Source organism: Maritimimonas sp. 2405UD52-3 (assembly GCF_056591715.1).
The window spans coordinates 272,634-294,020 of sequence record NZ_JBWQOL010000002.1 but is presented as its reverse complement, the minus strand read 5'-3'; the positions used below and the strand labels follow the sequence as shown (position 1 = coordinate 294,020).

22 protein-coding genes are annotated in these 21,387 nt (G+C 33.4%); 12 read left to right on the top strand and 10 right to left on the bottom strand.

The features are described from left to right. The first annotated feature begins 40 nt into the window (after positions 1-40). The 6 genes from AC1EU5_RS05535 (at position 41) to AC1EU5_RS05510 (ending at position 7,762) form a co-directional block, all read left to right on the top strand. Complete coding sequence (locus AC1EU5_RS05535) at positions 41-553, top strand: hypothetical protein (RefSeq protein ID WP_480191370.1); 513 nt, start codon at positions 41-43, stop codon at positions 551-553. A gap of 16 nt (positions 554-569) precedes the next feature. Continuing rightward, the gene (locus AC1EU5_RS05530) at positions 570-740 is read left to right on the top strand and encodes a type II toxin-antitoxin system antitoxin (RefSeq protein ID WP_480191369.1); all 171 of its coding nucleotides are present in this window, start codon (positions 570-572) and stop codon (positions 738-740) included. 51 nt (positions 741-791) lie between these two features. Further along, the gene (locus tag AC1EU5_RS05525; protein ID WP_480191831.1) at positions 792-3,014 is read left to right on the top strand and encodes a DUF5916 domain-containing protein; all 2,223 of its coding nucleotides are present in this window, start codon (positions 792-794) and stop codon (positions 3,012-3,014) included. A gap of 34 nt (positions 3,015-3,048) precedes the next feature. Further along, a complete protein-coding gene (locus AC1EU5_RS05520) occupies positions 3,049-5,580 on the top strand; it encodes a M14 family metallopeptidase (RefSeq protein WP_480191368.1) in 2,532 nt (843 codons plus the stop codon). An 80-nt stretch (positions 5,581-5,660) separates the two neighbouring features. Further along, positions 5,661-6,983, top strand: a complete 1,323-nt coding sequence (locus AC1EU5_RS05515) for a DUF819 family protein (RefSeq protein ID WP_480191367.1) — start codon at positions 5,661-5,663, stop codon at positions 6,981-6,983. Between the two features lie 89 nt (positions 6,984-7,072). After that, a complete protein-coding gene (locus AC1EU5_RS05510; RefSeq protein ID WP_480191366.1) occupies positions 7,073-7,762 on the top strand; it encodes a DUF4369 domain-containing protein in 690 nt (229 codons plus the stop codon). Positions 7,763-7,948: 186 nt separating this feature from the next. Here the strand turns inward: AC1EU5_RS05510 and AC1EU5_RS05505 are convergent, their stop codons facing one another. The 9 genes from AC1EU5_RS05505 to AC1EU5_RS05465 form a co-directional block, all read right to left on the bottom strand. After that, positions 7,949-8,749, bottom strand: a complete 801-nt coding sequence (locus tag AC1EU5_RS05505; RefSeq protein ID WP_480191365.1) for a TIGR00266 family protein — start codon at positions 8,747-8,749, stop codon at positions 7,949-7,951. Positions 8,750-8,794: 45 nt separating this feature from the next. Then, positions 8,795-9,310, bottom strand: coding sequence for a GNAT family N-acetyltransferase (locus AC1EU5_RS05500; protein ID WP_480191364.1), 516 nt, complete (start codon positions 9,308-9,310; stop codon positions 8,795-8,797). Positions 9,311-9,356: 46 nt separating this feature from the next. Next, positions 9,357-9,722: a DUF2200 domain-containing protein gene (locus tag AC1EU5_RS05495; RefSeq protein WP_480191363.1), complete on the bottom strand. Its 366-nt coding sequence runs from the start codon at positions 9,720-9,722 to the stop codon at positions 9,357-9,359. Between the two features lie 238 nt (positions 9,723-9,960). Next, positions 9,961-10,758 carry a lipid II flippase Amj family protein gene (locus AC1EU5_RS05490; RefSeq protein WP_480191362.1) on the bottom strand — a complete coding sequence of 266 codons (798 nt, stop codon included), beginning with the start codon at positions 10,756-10,758 and terminating at the stop codon, positions 9,961-9,963. Positions 10,759-10,773: 15 nt separating this feature from the next. Next, positions 10,774-11,619, bottom strand: coding sequence for a hypothetical protein (locus AC1EU5_RS05485; RefSeq protein ID WP_480191361.1), 846 nt, complete (start codon positions 11,617-11,619; stop codon positions 10,774-10,776). Between the two features lie 305 nt (positions 11,620-11,924). Then, on the bottom strand, positions 11,925-12,851 hold the full coding sequence (locus AC1EU5_RS05480) for a hypothetical protein (protein WP_480191360.1): 927 nt from the start codon (positions 12,849-12,851) through the stop codon (positions 11,925-11,927). Positions 12,852-12,957: 106 nt separating this feature from the next. Then, positions 12,958-13,686, bottom strand: a complete 729-nt coding sequence (gene bla / locus AC1EU5_RS05475; protein ID WP_480191359.1) for a subclass B1 metallo-beta-lactamase — start codon at positions 13,684-13,686, stop codon at positions 12,958-12,960. A 113-nt stretch (positions 13,687-13,799) separates the two neighbouring features. After that, complete coding sequence (locus tag AC1EU5_RS05470; protein ID WP_480191358.1) at positions 13,800-14,483, bottom strand: hypothetical protein; 684 nt, start codon at positions 14,481-14,483, stop codon at positions 13,800-13,802. A 75-nt stretch (positions 14,484-14,558) separates the two neighbouring features. Then, complete coding sequence (locus AC1EU5_RS05465; RefSeq protein WP_480191357.1) at positions 14,559-15,020, bottom strand: DUF4442 domain-containing protein; 462 nt, start codon at positions 15,018-15,020, stop codon at positions 14,559-14,561. A 154-nt stretch (positions 15,021-15,174) separates the two neighbouring features. Here AC1EU5_RS05465 and AC1EU5_RS05460 point away from each other — a divergent pair, with 154 nt between their 5' ends. The 6 genes from AC1EU5_RS05460 (at position 15,175) to AC1EU5_RS05435 (ending at position 20,262) form a co-directional block, all read left to right on the top strand. Then, positions 15,175-15,621, top strand: coding sequence for a DUF4870 domain-containing protein (locus AC1EU5_RS05460; protein WP_480191356.1), 447 nt, complete (start codon positions 15,175-15,177; stop codon positions 15,619-15,621). 95 nt (positions 15,622-15,716) lie between these two features. Next, a complete protein-coding gene (locus tag AC1EU5_RS05455) occupies positions 15,717-16,058 on the top strand; it encodes a PadR family transcriptional regulator (protein ID WP_480191355.1) in 342 nt (113 codons plus the stop codon). Continuing rightward, positions 16,055-17,857: a PspC domain-containing protein gene (locus AC1EU5_RS05450; protein ID WP_480191354.1), complete on the top strand. Its 1,803-nt coding sequence runs from the start codon at positions 16,055-16,057 to the stop codon at positions 17,855-17,857. The genes AC1EU5_RS05455 and AC1EU5_RS05450 overlap by 4 nt, the downstream gene beginning before the upstream one ends. Position 17,858: 1 nt before the next feature. Beyond that, complete coding sequence (locus tag AC1EU5_RS05445; protein ID WP_480191353.1) at positions 17,859-18,341, top strand: nuclear transport factor 2 family protein; 483 nt, start codon at positions 17,859-17,861, stop codon at positions 18,339-18,341. Between the two features lie 128 nt (positions 18,342-18,469). Next, a complete protein-coding gene (locus AC1EU5_RS05440; RefSeq protein ID WP_480191352.1) occupies positions 18,470-19,177 on the top strand; it encodes a head GIN domain-containing protein in 708 nt (235 codons plus the stop codon). A gap of 431 nt (positions 19,178-19,608) precedes the next feature. Next, positions 19,609-20,262: a hypothetical protein gene (locus AC1EU5_RS05435; protein WP_480191351.1), complete on the top strand. Its 654-nt coding sequence runs from the start codon at positions 19,609-19,611 to the stop codon at positions 20,260-20,262. 42 nt (positions 20,263-20,304) lie between these two features. Here the strand turns inward: AC1EU5_RS05435 and trxB are convergent, their stop codons facing one another. Further along, positions 20,305-21,255, bottom strand: coding sequence for a thioredoxin-disulfide reductase (gene trxB, locus AC1EU5_RS05430; protein ID WP_480191350.1), 951 nt, complete (start codon positions 21,253-21,255; stop codon positions 20,305-20,307). Positions 21,256-21,387 lie beyond the last annotated feature (132 nt).

The following is a 21,387-nucleotide window of genomic DNA, read 5'->3' as shown; positions in this document are numbered from 1 at the left end:
TAATTCTACTATTATTGGGTATAATAAATTATATATTTTAATGAAGGTTTTTGTAGAAGAACAACAATTTATTAAAGTTTGGGTTTTATTTTTACTAGGAGGTTCATTATTTATATCTCTTATATTTATGATCAATGATTATATAAGTTCTGATAATAAATCTGAGGCATTGATTGGATTAATGATTACCCTATTAACAGTAGCATTTTCGCTTGTTGTTGTTTTCTCCTTGAAATTAAGAACCAGAATTGATGAAAAAGGTATCAGTTTTCGTTTCTTGCCATTTCATTTCAAGGAAAAATTAGTTGAATGGAATGCTATAGAAAAAGTTTATGTTAGAAAATATAGCCCTATCTCTGAGTTCTGGGGTTGGGGTATACGATCTGTAAACCTATTTAATAAGAATAAAGGTATTGCGTATAATATAAAAGGAAATATAGGGATACAACTCATATTAAAAAATGGAAAAAAGATATTGATCGGAACACAAAAAGAACATGAAGCGAAAAAAGTGTTAGAAACATATTATGACAAAATCGTTTCTTACAATTGATAAATCTAAAATATAGATGGCAAAGAAAAAGGCTTTTGCTCTACGCATAAATGAAGAAATGTTAAAAGCTGTTGAGAAATGGGCTGCAGATGAATTTCGCAGTACCAATGGTCAAATAGAGTGGATGCTGAACCAAAGTTTGAAACAGGCAAGGCGTGAACCTAAGAGGAAAACAGAAGATAATTAAGACTTCTTTAACAATTAAATATTCTATATTTGATTGAAGTCAATTTGCGGAATGCTTAGAAAATATCATTTCCTTTACATAGCCATTTTCCTTACTTTTTGCCAGCTTTTTTCTCAAGAAAAGAAGTTTACTGTCAAATATATTAACGCCCCAATTGAGGTGGATGCCGTACTGAACGAAGAAGTATGGAAAACAGCTGATATCGCTACCAATTTTTGGCAACAATTTCCAACAGATTCTCTACAAGCAAAGGCTCAGACAGAAATTAAAATGCTGTTTGATGATGACAATCTATATGTAGGTATAAAAGTACATGCTAAAGGCAATGACTTCATAGTACCTTCTTTGCGGCGAGATTTTAGGGCAGGAGGTAGTGATAATATTACCTTGATGTTTGACACCTTTAATGATGCCACCAACGCCTTTATTTTTGGTTCTAATCCTTATGGCGTATTGCGTGAAATTTTATTAGCTAATGGTGGTACTGATGTACGTGATTTTGACGGTTCATGGGATGTAAAGTGGCAAGGAGAGTCAAAGATTCATGAGAATTATTACATCTGTGAATGGTCAATACCATTATATGCATTTAAGTATAGAGAAGGTGAAACCAAATGGAGATTCAATAGTTATCATTTTGATACACAAGACAATGAGCGAAATACTTGGATTAATATTCCTCAAAACCAATTTATTTTCAATCTGGCCTATATGGGTGATATGTATTTTGAAAAACCTTTGGGTAAATCTAAATCGCCTATAGCAATTATTCCTTACATCAATTCTAGCGGAATTCAAGATTTTGAAGAAGATACAGACGGCACTGATTTTAAAATTGGCGGTGATGCTAAGTTTACAATAGGTAATAGTTTGAATCTAGATCTGACCATTAATCCTGATTTTTCTCAAGTAGAAGTTGACAGGCAAATAACAAATTTAACCAGATTCAGTGTTGCTTTACCTGAAAGACGTCAGTTTTTTATAGAAAATAGTGATCTTTTTGGGAGTTTTGGTGATTTTAGAGAATCAAGAGCCTTTTTTTCAAGAAGAATAGGAATTGCAGAGGACATAGATGATGAAACCATAGTTAACGATATTATTGCCGGTGCACGATTAAGTGGAAAGCTTACGAACGATTTTAGAATTGGATTATTAAATATGCAAACTGAAGAAGATGAAACGAACGAAATTGCGGCTACCAATAATGCGGTTATTGCGCTACAACATAAATTATTTAGCAGGTCTAACCTGAGTTTTTTATTCATCAATAAGCAAGCAACCAAGAACTATGACTTCTTAAATGATAATGATGATGAGACTGATAATAATTCTTACAATAGGGTAATAGGATTAGATTATAATTTAGCTTCAAAAGATAATACATGGACAGGAAAGTATTTTTTACATAAATCATTCACACCAAATACCAGAAATAAGGACCTTTCAGCTGGTGCTACTACACAATTTAACAGCCGTTATTTTGATGCGAGATTGAGCGGAGTTTATACTGGCGATGATTATCGGTCTGAATTGGGATTTGTGCGGCGTACCGATATTTTCAAAACCGTCTTAGATTTAGAAGTAAAATTTTGGCCTAAAAAAGGAATTTTTAACAGGCATAGTTTAGCTTTTGTTCCCATCACAATCTTTAGACCAGATGCACTGAACTTTGGGGTTTCAGACCGCTTACATATTTTGAGATGGGAGAGTAATTTTAACAATCAATCCGAAATTTCATTTTCAATGAATCATCGTTTTACCAAATTGGTAAATGATTCTTTTGACCCCACTGACACTGATGATGCTATTGAATTGCCTCAAGGATCAGAATATGATTACACACAATATGAAATCGAATTCCGTTCAGATATGCGTAAGAAATTTTCGTATTCTTTAAATCCTTCTTATGGCACTTTCTTCAATGGGGAACGATTTTCTTTTGAAGGAAATTTAAATTTGCGATTACAACCCTATTTTGTGGCGTCAGCACAAATTAATTATGATAATATAGACTTGCCAGAACCTTACCCAGATGCTTCCATTTGGTTGGTAGGACCACGGTTTGATGTAACTTTTAATAAAAAGTTATTCTGGACAACCTTGGTGCAGTATAGCAATCAACGAGATAATATTGGTATTAACAGTCGTCTGCAATGGCGTTTTAGACCTTTATCTGATCTGTTTATTGTTTATAACGACAATTATTTTGTGAATGATTTTGCACCTAAAACCAGATCACTTACATTAAAATTTACCTATTGGTTGAATATATAATTCAATATCTTTGAATTTCTAACTCAATTTTACAATGAAAAACTTCTCTTTTCTATTTACCTTATTAGTTTCTTTTGCAATTTTTTCTCAAACCAAATCACCAAAAGAATTTTTAGGTTATGAATTGGGTGAACGCTTTTCACGTCATCATCAAGTAGTAGATTATTTTAAGCATGTTGCGGAGACCAATAGTAATGTAAAGCTTGAAAAATATGGGGAGACTTATGAGCATCGCCCTTTATATTTGGCTTATATCACTGCACCAGAAAATTTTTCAAGGTTAGAAGAGTTACGTCAAAATCATTTGAAGAATGCTGGAGTTATAGAAGGAACACCGAATGATGATATTTCAGTGGTTTGGTTAAGTTATAATGTACATGGTAATGAAGCCTCTAGTATTGAGGCCTCTATGAAAACATTATTCGCTTTAGTAGACCCTAATAATCAGCAAACTAAAGAATGGTTGAAAAACACCATTATTATTATAGACCCATGTATCAATCCAGACGGGAGAGATCGTTATGCAAATTGGTACAACCAATATGGAAATAGCCCTTATAATGTGAATCCTGATGCAAAAGAACATCATGAACCTTGGTTAAGCGGTAGACCTAACCATTATATGTTTGATTTGAATAGAGATTGGGCATGGGCTACTCAGATAGAATCACAACAACGCATAAAGCAATATAATAAATGGCTACCCCATATACATGTTGATTTTCATGAGCAAGGCGTTGATAATCCATATTATTTTGCGCCAGCTGCAGAGCCATACCACGAAGTGATTACACAGTTTCAACGTGATTTTCAAAAGACAATTGGTCAAAATCATGCAAAGTATTTTGACAAGAACGGGTGGTTATATTTTACAAAAGAATGGTTTGATTTACTGTACCCTAGTTATGGTGATACCTATCCTACTTTTAACGGAGCTATAGGTATGACCTATGAGCAAGCTGGTCATGGTAGAGCAGGTTTGGGAATTACAAATTCAGAAGGGAATGAGTTATCCTTAAAAGATAGAATTCAACATCATTATACAACTGGTTTATCTACCATAGAGGTAGCATCTACCAAAGCGGATAAATTAAAAAAAGAATATAAAGATTATTTCAGTAAGGCGAAAAGCAGCCCTAAAGGAAAGTATAAGAGTTTTGTTATAAGTGGTTCAAATGATATAGATAAGATTAATAGTTTGCGAAAATTATTAGACCGACATGATATAAAATATGGCAACTCTACTTCAACATCTTCAGTAAAAGGATTTGACTATGTATCAAATAAAAACCAGACGATTAAACTTTCCGGTAACGATTTGGTGATTAATATGAATCAACCGAAGTCAAATTTGATAAAATCATTATTTGAACCTCAAGCTAAATTAAAGGATTCATTAACCTATGATATAACAGCATGGTCTTTACCTTATGCACGTGGATTAAAAGCCTATGCCTTACAGAATACAGTGGCAGTAAAAGATGCAACTGAAATAGATATTGAAGGAAAAGTCGATGGTGTTTCAAAACCGTATGCCTACATTTCCAAATGGAGCAGTGTTGCAGATGCTTCCTTTTTAGGAGACTTGTTAAAACATAAGATTAAGGTTCGCTTCGCATCACAGGCGTTTAGTGTCGAAGGTAAGGATTATAAACCTGGGTCATTAATTATAACTAGAACAGGCAATGAAAAATTGGGTGACCAATTTGACGAAAAAGTTAGAAAAATTGCAAAAGAACATGGTAGAAATTTAAATGCTGTTTCCACAGGAATGGTAAGTAAAGGAAAAGATTTTGGTTCATCAACGGTTCGATATATAAAACCTCCTAAAGTGGCACTTTTATCTGGTAAAGGTGTATCTACACTAAGTTTTGGAGAAATATGGCATTTCTTTGAGCAACAATTACAGTACCCTGTAACCGTTTTAGATGCTGATTATTTTAGCAGCATAAACCTTAATAAATATAATGTGCTTATTTTACCAAATGGATGGTATGGTAATACATTGAGTGAAAGTAGGTTAAAATCATTAAAAGAATGGGTAAAGCAAGGTGGCAGGCTTATAGCCGTTGACAGAGCGCTCAATAAATTTGCTTCAAGTAAAGAATTTAAACTTTCTAAGTTTAAAGATGATGATGAGAAAAAAGCGGTTGAGAAAAAGGAGAAAGAACTGAAAGAAAAATTGGAATTGGAAGCTTTTGATAATCTAGAGCGTCAATCTATTTCTAATCTAATTACAGGGAGTGTTTTTAAAGCTATAATGGACAATACAAATCCTTTAGGATTTGGATATGATAAACACTATCATACACTACGTTTAAATAATAATCACTATGCCTATTTAAAAGATGGACAAAATGTAAGTGTTATTAAAGATAAGAAAGATCAAGTAAGCGGCTTTGCGGGAGCTAATGCGCTTAAGAATGTTGATAAATCTTTAGTGTTTGGTGTTGAATCTATAGGTAGTGGAGAAGTAATTTATTTGGCAGACAATCCTTTATTCAGAAGTTTTTGGGAAAATGGTAAATTGGCATTTTGTAATGCTATTTTCTTTGTAGGTCAATAATTCAGATTATATTAATTAGAGTAGAGATATATTTTTAGGTTAAAATTATGATTTTAAATTCGGTATTTATTTCTTTAAGCATGCTTCAAACTAAAGATACATCTCCTTTATTTACACAAGACACCATAGTCTTTGGTCTTTTAATGGTTGCATTGGGCTTTATTTTCTACACTTCCTCTCAAAAAGATGGTTTTTGGAAGAAATTTTATAGTATAATACCTGCTTTGTTTTTGGCTTATATGATACCGGCCTTGTTCACTACACTGGGGTTAATTGCTCCAGATTGGGAAACGGTAAATGAAGCAGGAGAAGTAACCAAGCATAAAACTAATTTATACTATATGTCGAGCCGTTATTTGTTGCCAGCAGCCTTGGTATTGATGACTTTGAGCATTGATTTAAAGGCGGTATATAACTTGGGTTGGAAAGCGCTGGCTATGTTTTTTACAGGAACTATTGGCATTGTGATTGGAGGGCCAATTGCTATTTTATTGATTTCTTTGGTTTCACCTGAAACAGTTGGTGGAGTAGGAGCAGATGCAGTTTGGAGGGGGTTATCTACACTTGCAGGAAGTTGGATTGGTGGCGGAGCAAACCAGGCTGCCATGTTGGAGATTTATGGTTATAATCAAAAACTATATGGAGGGATGGTCTTTGTTGATATTGTTGTAGCTAATGTTTGGATGGCTATTATCCTTATAGGGATTGGCAAATCAAAAAGAATTAATACATGGTTAAAAGCAGATACTACGGCAATTGAAGAATTAAAAGAAAAGGTCTCTAGTTTTTCTAAAAAGGTAGAACGGAACCCAAGTTTATCTGATATGATGATATTAGCGGCTATTGCGTTTGGGTCTGTTAGTATTGCTCATTTTGCAGCAAATTATTTGAGCACCTATTTTGAAACCTTTGTTGCTGGTATTGAAAACGCAACAACTAAAAATATTTTTACATTTTTAGGTTCACAATTCTTTTGGATGGTAAGTATTTCAACACTCATAGCTATAGCACTATCATTTACGAATATGCGTAAATATGAAGGTGCAGGAGCAAGTAAAATTGGTAGTGTCTTCATTTATATTTTAGTAGCAAGTATTGGTATGAAAATGGATTTAAGATTAATATTTGATAATCTAGGCCTCGTAGCAATTGGATTTGTTTGGATGGCAATACACGCCTTGTTACTTATTTTAGTAGCCAAATTGATTAAGGCACCTTATTTCTTCTTAGCTGTAGGTAGTCAGGCAAACGTAGGTGGAGCAGCTTCTGCACCGGTTGTTGCTGCGGCTTTTCATCCTTCATTAGCAACAGTTGGTGTACTATTGGCTGTATTTGGCTATGCTGTTGGTACTGTTGCTGCTATAGGGTGTACTATCCTTATGCAAATTGCTGCTGGAGGGTAATTTAATATTAAATTCTTTGTAAAGCTTGCCATTCCTGCGTAGGCAGGAATCTATAAAATCTCTATATTCGCAACCATTAAAATTTGATGATGAGGAATATAATTTGTTTAGTTCTTATTGCTATTCTTTTCACTGCCTGTGGTGTTGATAAAAAAGAATCAATGTTGGTAACAGGTGAGGTAAAGGGATTGAAAAAAGGGACCTTGTATCTACAAAAAATGAAAGATACAACCATAGTTTCAGTAGACTCAATTACGTTAGATGGTGTTGGTGTATTTAATCTAAACGATGAAATTGAAAGCCCTGAAGTATACTACTTAACACTAGGTTCAGATACTAAAAAACGAATTCCTTTCTTTGGTGAACAAGGTGAGATTAAGATCAATACTAAATTGGATAAGTTTGTAGTTGCGGCAAAAATTGAAGGCCAAAAGAATCAGCAGTTATTAGATGAGTACAACGGTATAGTAGGTAAATTTAGTGAACAGAATCTTGAGCTTATCAAAGCAGAATTTGAAAGTAGAGATGATTCGTTAAAATTGGACTCTATTGTTAATTTAAAGAATAACCTGATAAAGAGAAGATATTTATACACTACTAATTTTGCAGTAACAAATGCAGACTCTGAATTGGCACCTTATTTGGCCATCTCTGAATTGTATAACGCAAATATTAAGTTATTAGATACTATAAATACTTCTTTGACCGATGAGGTTAAAGCCTCTAAATATGGTCAGCAATTAGAGAAATTTATCGCTGATATTAAGAGTAAGGAATAATATCAATGGGTGCAATTACATATAAATGAGTTAAAATTATCTGAATTGAGACCTTTCACTTCGTTCAAGATAACAGTTATTTAATATTTGTCATTTCAAGTAAAGCGTACCAACCTGTCAATTTCTAGTTCTGCTTTAACAGATTCTCACACTTTTGTCCCAAAAGTTCAGAATGATATTCAGTTTCTAAAATCGGTTATCTCCGTCTAAAATATCACCAAGTCCGCCAAGAATGCTTCCTTCACCTTTATCTCTTCCTCCTGTGCGGGGTGCAGACATAATGATTCTACCGGCCAAACGACTAAATGGTAGTGATTGTACATAAACTGTACCTGGTCCTTGTAAGGTAGCAAAGAAGAGCCCTTCACCACCAAAAACTGTATTTTTAATACCGCCTACAAATTCAATATCATAGTTTATAGTCTGATCAAAGCCTACAATACATCCTGTATCAACTTTTAATGTTTCACCTGCTTGCAATTCTTTCTTTGCAACAGTACCGCCTGCATGCATAAAGGCCATACCATCACCTTCTAATTTTTGCATGATAAATCCTTCACCACCAAAGAGTCCTCTACCTAGTTTTTTAGAAAATTCTATGCCTATAGAAACCCCTTTTGCTGCACACAAAAAAGCATCTTTTTGGCAAATAAATTTACCACCAAAGTCGGTAAGGTCTAAAGGAATAATCTTTCCAGGATATGGCGATGCAAATGAAACTTTCTTTTTCCCTTGATCAACATTTAAGAAAGCAGTCATAAATAAACTCTCACCAGTTAGTATACGTTTTCCGGCAGAGAATATTTTACCTAATACACCTTTTGTTTGCCCTGAACCGTCGCCAAAAATGGTATCCATCTTAATGCCGCTTTCCATCATCATAAAACTACCTGATTCAGCCACTACGGCTTCTTGGGGGTCTAACTCTATTTCTACGTATTGCATTTCTTCACCGTAGATGGTATAGTCAATTTCGTGTGCTGTCATTTTGTTTAAGTTTAGTATTTATATGTTGATGCGTTTATTGTTTTGTTACATTCTCCTCAATGAATATATAATATTATTTTCATTTTCAGGGTCAGCTCTATTTGGAACCAATTCAAAACCATTTCTTTCCAATAAATTTTTAGAAGCTATATTTTCTTTGTGCGTGTAAGCTTCAATAGTATCCAATTTTAGCTTATTAAAACCAAAAACTATCACTCTTTGTAAGGCTTCATTCATAATTCCTTTCTTGTGATGATCAGGATGCAGGTCATAACCTACTTCTGCTGTTTTTCTGTTTTTAGAAAAATTCCAAAGACTAATACTACCAATCATTGTATCATTTCCTTTACGTGTAATCACCCAATAAAAATACTCTTGTTTATTTGTACCAGTTTGTTTCTCTTGAATAAATGCTAAAGCTTCTTTTTTTGAACGGGTTAATGGACGTATTACAAATTCATTTACGCTAGGGTCTGAACGCAAAAATTGAAGGGCTTTCCAGTCCATTTCTTTTAGTGTTCTTAACAATAACCGTTCTGTTGGTAGTTTTTTAAAATTCAATGAATACGGTTTTATATTGTTTGACAGTTCTTTAAATATAAGATGACTACACTGTCCGTAATATTTTTTCCATTTTGCGCCCCTTTGCCAATTCATCCACTAACTTATCTAAATACCTGACTTTTTGAGTTAAGGGGTTTTCAATTTCTTCTACTCTGTAGCCACAGATAACACCTTTAATAAGATGTGCATTAGGGTTCAGCTTGGCATTTTGAAAGAATAGTTGAAAAGTTGTTTTTTCTTTAATAAGTTGTTGCAGCTTCTTCTCATTATAACCGGTGAGCCATTCAATTACTTGATGTAATTCTTCTTTGGTTCTACCTTTCTTTTCGACTTTTGTTACATAATGAGGGTATACTGAAGTGAAACTCATAGTTGCAATACGTTCATCGTGGTGGCTAGTGTTACTCATGGTATTTTATTTATAAGCTTGTTGTATTATTTTTTGGCTCTATCCGAAACAAACTTTTTTTATAAGATTTCTAGCATTGGGTTTTGCGACTAATTTAATAAATAAAACGGCTAATAGTTCTTTAGCATATGAATTTCTAGCTTTGAAATTCTGCAACAATCCAATAAAATAACTGTAGTAATAAATTATGGAGCCGTTGATAAATGTATCTTAATTTAGATTTTGTTATGCTTTGCACTTAGATTATTTCAGCTACCCATGCAATAAAGTTAGCAAATGGCACTAATAAAAATTGAGCTAAAACAGTGCCTATTAATCTGGAAAGTACCATATACCTTATGTTTGCTCTAAATTCAGTTTCGCTATATTTTCCCTCTACAACTTCATCAGTGAGAATGGATAAATAAGGGTCAATTATTACAAATATTAAGATACTCGCAAGCCCATTAACAATAGCTGACAATGAACTTGCTGTGGTTCTTAATTCAGGAGTAATAAACCCTGCATAGAGTGCCGATAATACACCAACGGTAAAAAGGGCAACTGCAATACAGTTAAAAATAAACATTTTTAATGGAAATTTCCCAGCTGTATGTACCGTTAAATTCTTCTTGCTTGGTAAACTGATTTCACTAGCAAATTGCCTAATTCCAGTTTTAGTAAAGCTATGTAAAATTAATTTTGGAATTGATTTATGAACACTAAATTTTAAAACAGCTTTAGATAGTACTCTTTGAAAAGTTGGAATTAAAAGTGCTCCAAAAACTGTAGCTACTGAGGTCACTAATAAAATCAATCTTATTTCAAAGGTTCCGGGATTAATATTCTGATTAATATTATTTTCAATCCATTTTGCTAATAAAGGAGCTTGAAAAGAATTTGAAGTTCTTGAAATAAGCACCATGATATTGAAAACAGCTAATGAAACTGCAATTTTCCGGGTCCTAGTTCCTGCAATTCTTACAGAATAAGACAATGTACCAATCAAATGAATAATAAATGTAAGAAGAAGTACAAGTACTATTTGTATAGTCATTTGCTACTCATTTTTCTATTTATAATAACTGTCTACCATTACTATTCTACATTTGCCATTTGCTTGTTTAAACCCTCTATGAATTCCATTTTGTGCTGATATTACTAATGTGCCAGCTTTGGCTAAAATTGGAATTCCAGCTGTATCTGGTAAAAGAATGTCCTCATGAGAATAAAGCCCATTGTAATTCAGGTTATTCTTTATATTAGATTTAATTTTCTTACGTTTTATTTGAGATTTTGGTACGTACCCATAAGGGCCATCTTCTGTATGTTCACAATCTCTTAGGTATAAGAATACTTTGTATGACTCAAATAGACTATCAATATGCCAACTTCTTGTATTCTCTACAGATTCATTTAAATAGATATTTAATTGTTGCTGTTGAATTCCTTTTCTTGATTGACCCGAAATAATAGATTTAATATAATCACTTGAAATTTTTGAATAACACTTTAACAAATAAGGAAATTTTTTAATAAGTAATTTGTCAAATCCAAATGCATCCAGCATTCCCCCATCTATTTCATTTTTTTCTTTTCTTCTTAGCACAATTACTGGTTTATGGTAATTAGAAAATTCATGATATCCTTTCAGTTTAGAAATATCATTTTGTAGCAGAAAATCTTCTGTTTCTATATAGCTTGTATCTTCTAATTTCTCTTTGATTCTTTTGACTCTTATAAATTCTAAAAATTCCTTACCGGCATTAAGTGCCAATTTATGATCTAAGAAGTTTTCTATGACTACAATTCCATTCTCTTTTAGAAGTTGTGAACATCTCAAAACATCAGTTTTGGGCTTGACAACTAAATCATTTAATGTCATATCATGTTTAAAACGAGTAACGTTTCTTTGCATAATTTTTAACCTAGATTGTGAAGTCAACAATTGTTTTTTTCTTTTAATAAAGGAATATAATTTGTTAAATAGAATGGAATCAAATTTGGTAATTAATTTTCTCATTTTTTCAATAGAATTTTTCTCAATTACCTTGGTAGTTGTGATGAGCTAAGCAATTTTATGGAAATATAGTGAAATAGGGTGAGGCGGCATTAGAGAAGTTGCCTTTTATTAAAATAGTTTGTGATTGACTTGTATTGTTAGCAGTATTTAGAAAATAAAATACATTGTAAATAATTTCTTTAAAGGAAAATTAAATGTAATTATTGCAAAGTGTTGTTTTGCATAGTTTTTTGCTTTTCAATACTATCATAATTTTTCAGAACCTTCAAAGTCCACAAGGTTTGTATACCTGCCCATTCTAATTTTGTACCTTCACTAATACCATACCAGGTATCCCATCTTCCATCACGTTGTTGACGTTTGATTAAGGCTTCTAAATCAGAGTCAATCGTTTCTTTAGAAAAAATTGAGCTTAAAATACTCTCTGGTGAAGGTGCATAATTTAGGCTATGTGGTTTTTCATAGAGTCCCCAACCTTCACCTGAAGTGTCTTTACACATAACACCATCTGCCAATATCCACTTTTTTAAGTTATTGATTCTTTTATTTGCTTTCTCTTTACTTTTAGTATTGGTCAAAAATGTTAACCATCTTGGCACACACAAATAACAAAAAACGTGTTTGTCTTGAATTCGTTCAAATTCATTCCAAATAAATTCTTCAGCTTTTTGCATCCAAGGGATCTCAATATTGTGTTTCTCCAAAATTCCAAGTAGTGGTGCAGTAGTGCTTAGAGCTGCCCATTCTTTAACCGTCTTAAAATGTCCTTCACATGGATAATCATTTTTAGGTCTAAACATCCAAGGAATACCACCTTTTTCTGTTGTGATGCTTTCAAAATAGGGCATAAAGTCTTTTAGTATGATTTCTTTGGTCAAATAACTAATTTCATCAAGTATTTCGAGCGCCATAATACTAAAGAGTGGTTGACTTTCAGGTGATGCGGTGTCAGGTTCCATGCCATGCCCAAAACCACCATCAGCATTTCTGTAAGCATATACAGCATGAAAAACCCCTTCTTTATTTCCATTTACAAAGTGATATTCAAACAAACGCCGTTCTATCATTCTTGCATTTGTCAATATAAAATCTCTTGCTTTAGAATAGTTTTCTTTTGATAGTTTCATTTGTTATCGTTCATAATAAGAATTAGAAATAGTGCTCTTCATATAGGTGTTTTATTTTCAAAAAGTTAGACTCTTTTAAATTTCAAGTACGCCTCTAAAAATATATTTAATTATCTTTAAAAAGATTAATTGTGTAATCCAAAAGCTCTACTCCACCATTATCTCCATGTCCTGGAATTACGGTTTCTACTTCAGGTAGTTCTCTTTTTATTCTCTCAACAGTCTTAGGCCAATCATCAGTATTTGCATCTGCCAAATTTCCTTTTGTGGCATTTATATGTTTTATTAAACACCCTCCGAACATAATTTTTTCGCTTGGAATGTAACCTATAATGTTATCTTTTGTATGACCTTCTCCAAAAAACTTAGCTCGAACAACTTCATTTCCTATTACAAACTCTGTCTTTTCATCAAAGCCAATTTGAGGTAGAATTTTATGATCATTTTTAGCTAGCCTGATTGTTTTATTACTAGCATACGATTTAATATTGTTTAAGTGAAATTCTTGCAACCCACCTAGGCAGTCAATATGAAAATGGGTAACAACAACTGCTTTTATTCGCTTTTTTCCTATCCAATTGATTAATTCAGTTGATGCTTTACCATTAGTTGGCGTATCAAAAACGATGGCTTCATTTCCGTTAAGATAGATCATTCCATTACAAGGATATTTTCCATAACTTTTGGTATCTAAATAAGAAATATGTTTAAAAGTGTTTTCACTTACCTTTTTAATTTTTAATGTGTCAGATGTGTAGTTGTCATATTCAGATGTTTTTGATTTGCAACTACTCAAAAGAATAGCAATTAATACTATGAGCGCTAGGTTTTTCATAATTACGAGCGAAGATGAGCGTATTGTTTCGTATTGATATGATTCACAATAATATTCTGTTGTAGTCTGGGATAGCTAATTATGTATGGTGCTCGTTTTTGTTACTTTTTAAGTTATTTTCTATTTTCGGATAAAGGTGTAATCATAATATGAGCTCTATGTGTTCCGGGATTCATTATCCAAGGGTGGTTAGAACTAATAGGTTTTTCTGGTAGACCCGTAGATTGAGCGGTGGCAAAAGGTAAATAGACAACGTACCGGTATTGCGCTCCTTCTACCTCAGAAGTCATGGGGTCGTACAATTGATCAGGTCCATAATAAATATGTAAAGTAGAGCCTGGTTTTCCCATATCTAGCTTGCCTGATTTTGCCTCTGCTTCCCTGATATCAAAGATTTCTGCTGCTGTTTTTCCTTCTGCTCTTAGTTCCCGTCCTCTTGCCATAAAAGGTTCCAGGTCTTTGTGATAAGAGGCAGCGTTAAATCCATTCTTTTTAGGATTATCTGCAATAACAATAAATTCATTATTTCCTTCCCTTAGTGTCACAAATTCACCAGCCATATTATAGCCTATTACTTTACATCCGGACCTACTTGCTTCAGGAGCAGCCATTAAGGCAGTAGCAATTAATGCTTCATCCGTATCAATTGCAATTAGTTGTTTTTTGACATCATCAGATGTACTATCCTTTACGGTTTCTTTCTTAGAGGATTCTTCAATTGTATTTTTGGTTTTGTTGGAAGTATTACAAGAGATTAAAACTCCTGTAAAAACAATGATTACTAAAATCTGTTTCATTTTAATGGTTATTTGTTATTATCATAAGGGCAATCGATTATTCATAATTCTACGCAGTGCATTTTTGAGAACAACTTAATTGTTCTTCACTTTTATCCCCCATGTATAGGTAAATTTTGATACGGAATCACCTTGTTCATCAATACCTTCTGCTGTCAACATGACTGTCTGCCCTTCACCCGTTTCAATAGTACTTTGAATAGCTTCATTGATTAGGTACCCGTCATTACATACAAAATTGATACGACCCGTAGCTTTCTTAGTAAATTCTCCTTTTTGTTCACGCACCAGCATTGATATGTTGTGACCACTTTCACGTATTTTCTTCATCACCAAGACACCTGTAGCCAATTCAGAAGCCATACCTTGCGTAGCCCAGTATAAAGATCTAAAAGGGTTTTGATTGATCCATCTATGCTTAACAGTAGCTACTGCTTCATTATCAGAAATTGACTTAACGCGCACTCCGGAAAGATAGGCAGAGGGCAGTTTTAGCAGTAAAAACTTATTGAGATTACTAACAGTGTATTTAGGCATATATCATAAGAATAATGCCACAATTTAACCAAAATATATGACTCTATAAATGTTAACGAATTGTTAAATTTTGTAAATTTATAGTACTTTGTATTGCATAATACTGTTTTTTGTTTATATATTTGCATTGTCAAGTATTATAAAGATTAAAATTATGTTGACTCAAAGAGAAAAAAATACAGCTTTTTTAACACACGTATCGGCATTTGCCAGTTTTGCATTTCCATTTGGGGGCGTTGTTGCACCATTGATTATGTGGTCTATAAATAAAGAAAGAAGTGAATTTATAGACAAAAGTGGAGTAGAAGCAGTGAATTTTAACCTGAGCTATGTATTGTATGTGTTTGCCTTGGGTATTTTGGCATTCCCGTTTGCACTAGGAACCATCTTTAGTAATATTCGCCATATAGATGATCTAGATCATTTAGACTTTCACTTTGATTTAAGTTATGGTTTTGATAATCTGTTTGGTATCCTCAGTATAGGTACTATTATATCAGCTATTATATTCATCAGGTTTGTATTAGCCATCGTAGCTGCTGTTAAAGCCAGTAGAGGAGAAGAATATAACTACCCTTTAACCATAAAATTTATAAAATAAACCAAATTATGTTGTCAATACTAACCGCCATTATCGTTTTTGTCATGAATGTACTCATGACACTATTCGCAACAATCTAAAAGAACCGAATAATTATGAAGATAGAAAATACAAAGGCGCAAATGCGTAAAGGAGTTTTAGAGTTTTGCATACTCTCTATTTTACAAGATGGAGATGCATACACTTCTGAAATTCTATCGCGACTAAAAGACGCTAAGTTACTGGTGGTAGAGGGTACAGTATATCCGTTACTTACCCGCCTTAAAAATGCCGGACTGCTTAGCTATAGATGGGAGGAGTCTACCTCTGGGCCGCCAAGAAAATATTATGCCTTAACAGAAACAGGTATCTTGTTTTTAAAAGAATTAAATACTACCTGGAGTGAACTTGTAAGTGCAGTAAAGACCGTAACTAGCAAAAAACCAACAAAAAAATGAACAAAACAATAAATATAAACCTGGGAGGAATCTTTTTTCATATTGATGAAACCGCTTATCAAAAATTAAAAAGATATTTAGATGCTATTCGCAGATCATTAAGTGATGACCCAAAAGGCAGAGATGAGATAATTTCTGATATAGAATTGCGTATTGGTGAATTGTTGTCAGAAAAAGTTAAGGATGCTCGCCAAGTCATAAGCGAGTCTGATATTGACGAGGTGATTACTGTTATGGGGCAGCCTGAAGATTATCTGGTTGATGAAGAACTATTCAATGAGCAAGACAGAAAGAGTTATACCAAGTCTAATTATGGTTCAACCTCTAAAAAATTATTTCGTGATGGTGAAGATAAATTCTTAGCAGGTGTAGCCTCTGGTATTGCGTATTATTTTGATGTTGATGTTATATGGATACGTATTGCTTTCTTGATCAGTGTATTTGCAGGATTTGGTTTCGGAATCTTATTGTACATCGTACTATGGATTTTACTTCCTGAAGCAAAGACCACTGCAGACAAATTACAAATGGAAGGTGAGCCAGTGAACATCAGCAATATAGAGAAAAGAGTGCGTGCAGAATTTGAAAGTGCGTCTGAGAGCATTAAAGGTGCAGCAACCGAAGTTTCTGAAGCTGTAAAAGAAGGCTATGAAAATGTAACCAGCTCTTTAAAAAAAAAGAGAATAGGGAACGGGAGTAAAACCCGTTCAGGTATTCAAGACCTTATAGATGTTCTAGGAAAGATCATCGTTACGTTCTTTATGATCATTGGCAAGTTTATTGGGGTCATCCTTATATTTTCTGCTGCCGTTGCTTTGATAGCGGTTATTGTAAGCGTATTTACGGCCGGTGCTGTTGACTTTATGGGTATTGAAGGTATGTTTGATGAAGATATTCAAATCATCAATCCTACCGGAGTACCCACATGGATCATTTCTTTGTTGATTTTAGTCCTTGCCGGAATTCCACTATTGATGTTATTCTTTTTAGGATTATTCATCATCTCCAGTAAAACAAAAACCATTAGTAGAACGGGTAAATTGGTATTGTTAGGTATTTGGCTTTTGGCCTTGCTAGGAACTATATATATTGGATTAAGAACAGGATCTCATTTCGCTAAGGAAGAAATGTTTACTGAAAGTAATGAATTGGTAATCCAACCAAATGACACATTGAGTGTCAAAATGAAATTTAATACCAACATTCCTGAAAACAGTTATTTTCATTCTGATTTTGCTTTTAAAAAATTCATAGATGATGATAACAAAGAGAAGTTCTACTCAAACAATGTTGATTTGTATATAAAATTGGCTAATGAGGATGATTCTGATCTTAGAATTAGAAAAAGAGCTTTTGGTAGAACCCGTTTAAAAGCAAGAGAAAATGCTGAAAAAATAGTATATAACAGCAATCAAGAATTTAATAAATTATTATTAGATGGCCAGCTTGTAATAGATGAAGGCTTAGGTTATAGAGCTTCTGGCGTTCGTATAGATCTTTTTCTGAAAGAAGGGCAATATTTAAAACTTGATAAGAACACTTCTAGGTACTTACGATTTGCAAAGAATACTAGTGGTTTGAAAAGCTATGAATTGTCAGGTCATTTGATGCAAATGACAGACAAAGGCTTAACATGTCTGGATTGTAAAGAAGAAGAAAAGGATAAAAAGGAGAAGAATACTGAAGAAAATGAGTGGCAGATAGAGGAAACTAAAGAGATTAACGAGGAAGAAACTGAAACTCTTCAGGAAGAAGATAAAATCGAAACGGATAGTGTTTCAAACAACCAAACCGTTTAAAATGAAAACATTAATTATTGCCATACTTTTAATCCCTTTTATAGGATTTTCACAGGTAGAAAGATCATCAGAATTGTATTCAATATTAAAAAAGAATGACAGTGTTATTTTCAAATCAAGTTTTGAAACCTGCAACTTAAAAGCATTAGCAACATTGATTAATGATGACTTTGAGTTCTATCATGATAAAGGTGGGTTTCAAGAAGGTAAGGACACATTTATAGAGATCACCAAGAATGGTTTGTGTAAATCGCAAAATGAATTAAAACGAGAACTAGATGAGAATAGTTTAGAGGTGTACCCTATGTATAAAAGTGATGGAAGTTTGTATGCTGCAATTCAAAAGGGAATGCATTATTTTCATGAGAATGGTGTGAAGGTAGGTGTGGCGAAATTTAATCATTTGTGGATTCTAAAAGATAAGCAATGGCTATTAAAAAGAGTCTTAAGTTATGACCATCAACCATTCATCCCTAAAAAATGACAGTTCAGTATATATTAGTTTAAGAATTGATAGCAATAAAAGACATTTGAACTGAAAATCAAACCAAACCTAAGATTAACCAAACCAAGAATCAACCAAAATTAACAACAACAAAAAACTAGCAAATTATGAAACATCTCTTAAAAATTTCAGCCGTATTTCTACTGTTTTTAACAACCTCGTGTTTTCTTGATGGTGTAAAAGGCAATAGAAATGTAGTAACACAAGACAGAAATATTTCTGATGATTTTGACGCCATTAAAGTAAGTACAGGAATAGATGTAGAGTTACGGATGGGTAATAATGTTTCACTCACAGTGGAAGCAGATGAAAACTTACATGATCATATCATGACAGAAGTTGAAGATGGTGTGCTTAAAATTTATTCTGATAGAAATATTTGGAGTGCAAAAAAGCGAAAAGTATACTTAACTGCTGAAGATATTACTTCAATACGAGCCACAAGTGGTGCGCATATACGTACAGAAAATGAGATCTCTACAGAAGACTTAACCGTTTCAACTACCAGTGGTGCTCATGTAAATCTTGAATTAGACGTGGTGAACCTTTCTTGTTCAACAACCAGTGGAGCAGAAGCCAGACTAGAGGGTAGAGCACAAAACTTAACAGCTAAATCTACCAGTGGTAGTAATATTAGAGCCAGAGACCTAAAAGCTAAAACGTGTAATGCTTCAGTAACAAGTGGTGCCAATATTAAAGTTTATGTTACCGATGAGTTAGACGCCAGAGCCACAAGTGGCGGACATATTAATTGTTCAGGAGATCCAGAAATTGTAAGAAAGAGCAGTTCTTCAGGAGGCGGTATTAGCACTTAAAAATATAAAAATTGAGTTGTTTTCCATTTTTTTGTTAAATGGTTGGCTGCCCGAGAGGGCAGCCATTTTTTGTTCAACTAATTCCTTACTTATATTATAAGTATGGTACCTCATAAGCCTTTCTGCATTTAGATGCATAGACCTTTAAACGAATCATTAAATCCGAATACTTACTGTTTGAAATTTCAAATAGTTTTTGAATTTTTTTTACTAACATAATACCCTTTTAATAGTGTAAATATACAATATATTTACAATTAATTTACATTTAGTTAACATTAAATTTACATTAATATTGTGTTTAGGGAGTCATTATGTGATAAAATTGAATAACAAGAACAAAAAGTGGCATGTAATTAAAATAAAATAGCTCTTAAATGAGTTGTAATACCATTAAATAATTCCGGATTATGTTGAAAAAATGTTTATTAATGGTCATATACTTATTTTTGACCACTGCAATATATGCTCAAGATTTTAAAATAAACATCAATAAACTTACAGAGGAAACACAGCTATTATCAGAATCACCTGATAAGATGAGATTGGTTTGGTGGATACCCACTGATTTTTGGGAGGCCATGCTCTCACAAGATCAATCTATTTCAAGAGAGCAGACTGATATTATGTTAAGTCAGTTTGAGAAGTATACTATGATCGCTGCAATAGATGGAGACATTGATGAACTTGGTAATATAGCTTATACCTCTAAGGATGCTATTTTTGAAAAGCTAAAAGTTATTAATGATACCACAGAAGAATTTAGCCCTTTATACGAGGATGAAATTGATTTAGACACCAAGCGTTTGATCACTTTTATGAAACCGGTTTTAAATAATATGTTAGGAAAAGTGGGGGAGAACATGTATTTCTTTTTATTTCAACGTAAAAATGACCCGCTCAATAAAATAGTTGACCCCAAAAAAGATGAACAGTTCACGGTAAAAATAAATGAAGAAAACTTCCAATTTAAGCTACCCTTAGGCTCACTATTACCACCAAAAAGATGTGCTGTAGACAATGCTTTATTAAATGGTTCTTGGAGTTTCTGCCCATACCATGGTGAGAAATTGGTAAAAAAGTAAAAGCCCCCATCTGGAGGCTTTCTCATTTTTCTAAAAAGTAGCTTAAGCTTCTAAAGCTGCTAAGTAGCGCTCAGCATCTAAAGCAGCCATACAACCACTTCCTGCCGCGGTGATTGCTTGTCTATATTCTTTATCTTGAACATCACCAGAAGCAAAAACACCAGGAATATTAGTCTTTGTAGACTTACCTTTGGTAATTATATAGCCAACATCATCCATATCTAAAATACCTTTAAACAAATCAGTATTAGGCTTATGACCAATAGCAATAAATACACCAGTTACTGGAATTTCATGTTTCTCATTAGTTTGATTATTGATTGCACGAACACCTTCAACTACATTGTCACCTAAGACTTCATCTAATTCAGTATTGTATAACACTTCTAAGTTTTGTGTGTTGTTCACTCTGTGTTGCATCGCTTTAGAAGCTCGCATTACATCACGTCTTACTAACAAGGTAACTTTCTTACATAGCTTAGCAAGAAAAGTTGCTTCCTCAGCAGCCGTATCACCACCTCCTACTACAACTACATCCTGACCTTTGTAAAAGAATCCGTCACAGGTAGCACATGCAGACACACCACCACCCTTTAGGCGTTCTTCGCTTTCTAATCCTAAATATTTGGCAGTAGCACCTGTAGAAATAATTACGGTTTCAGCTTCTAATTCTTTAGAACCATCAATTAGTACTTTATGAATGCCGCCGGGCTCATTACTAAACTCTACTTTGGTAACTAAACCAAAGCGTACATCTGTGTTAAATCGCTCGGCTTGCTTTTTAAAATCTTCGGTCATGGCAGTACCGTCAACACCATCTGGATACCCTAAATAATTATCAACTTCAGTAGTGGTAGTTAATTGGCCACCTGGTTCCATTCCCGTATACATTACCGGATGAAGATCTGCCCTTGCAGCATATACAGCTGCACTATAACCGGCAGGACCTGAACCTATGATTAAGCATTTTACGCGTTCTATTGTTTCTGACATCTTCTTAATTTATTTGGTCGCAAATTTATGTTATTTATACTATTAAAAAAGGCTACCTGATAACTTTTAATAATTAACAAATAGGTAAACCTAATTATATATTCTAAGCTCGGTTTTAGTCGAAAAAAAAGT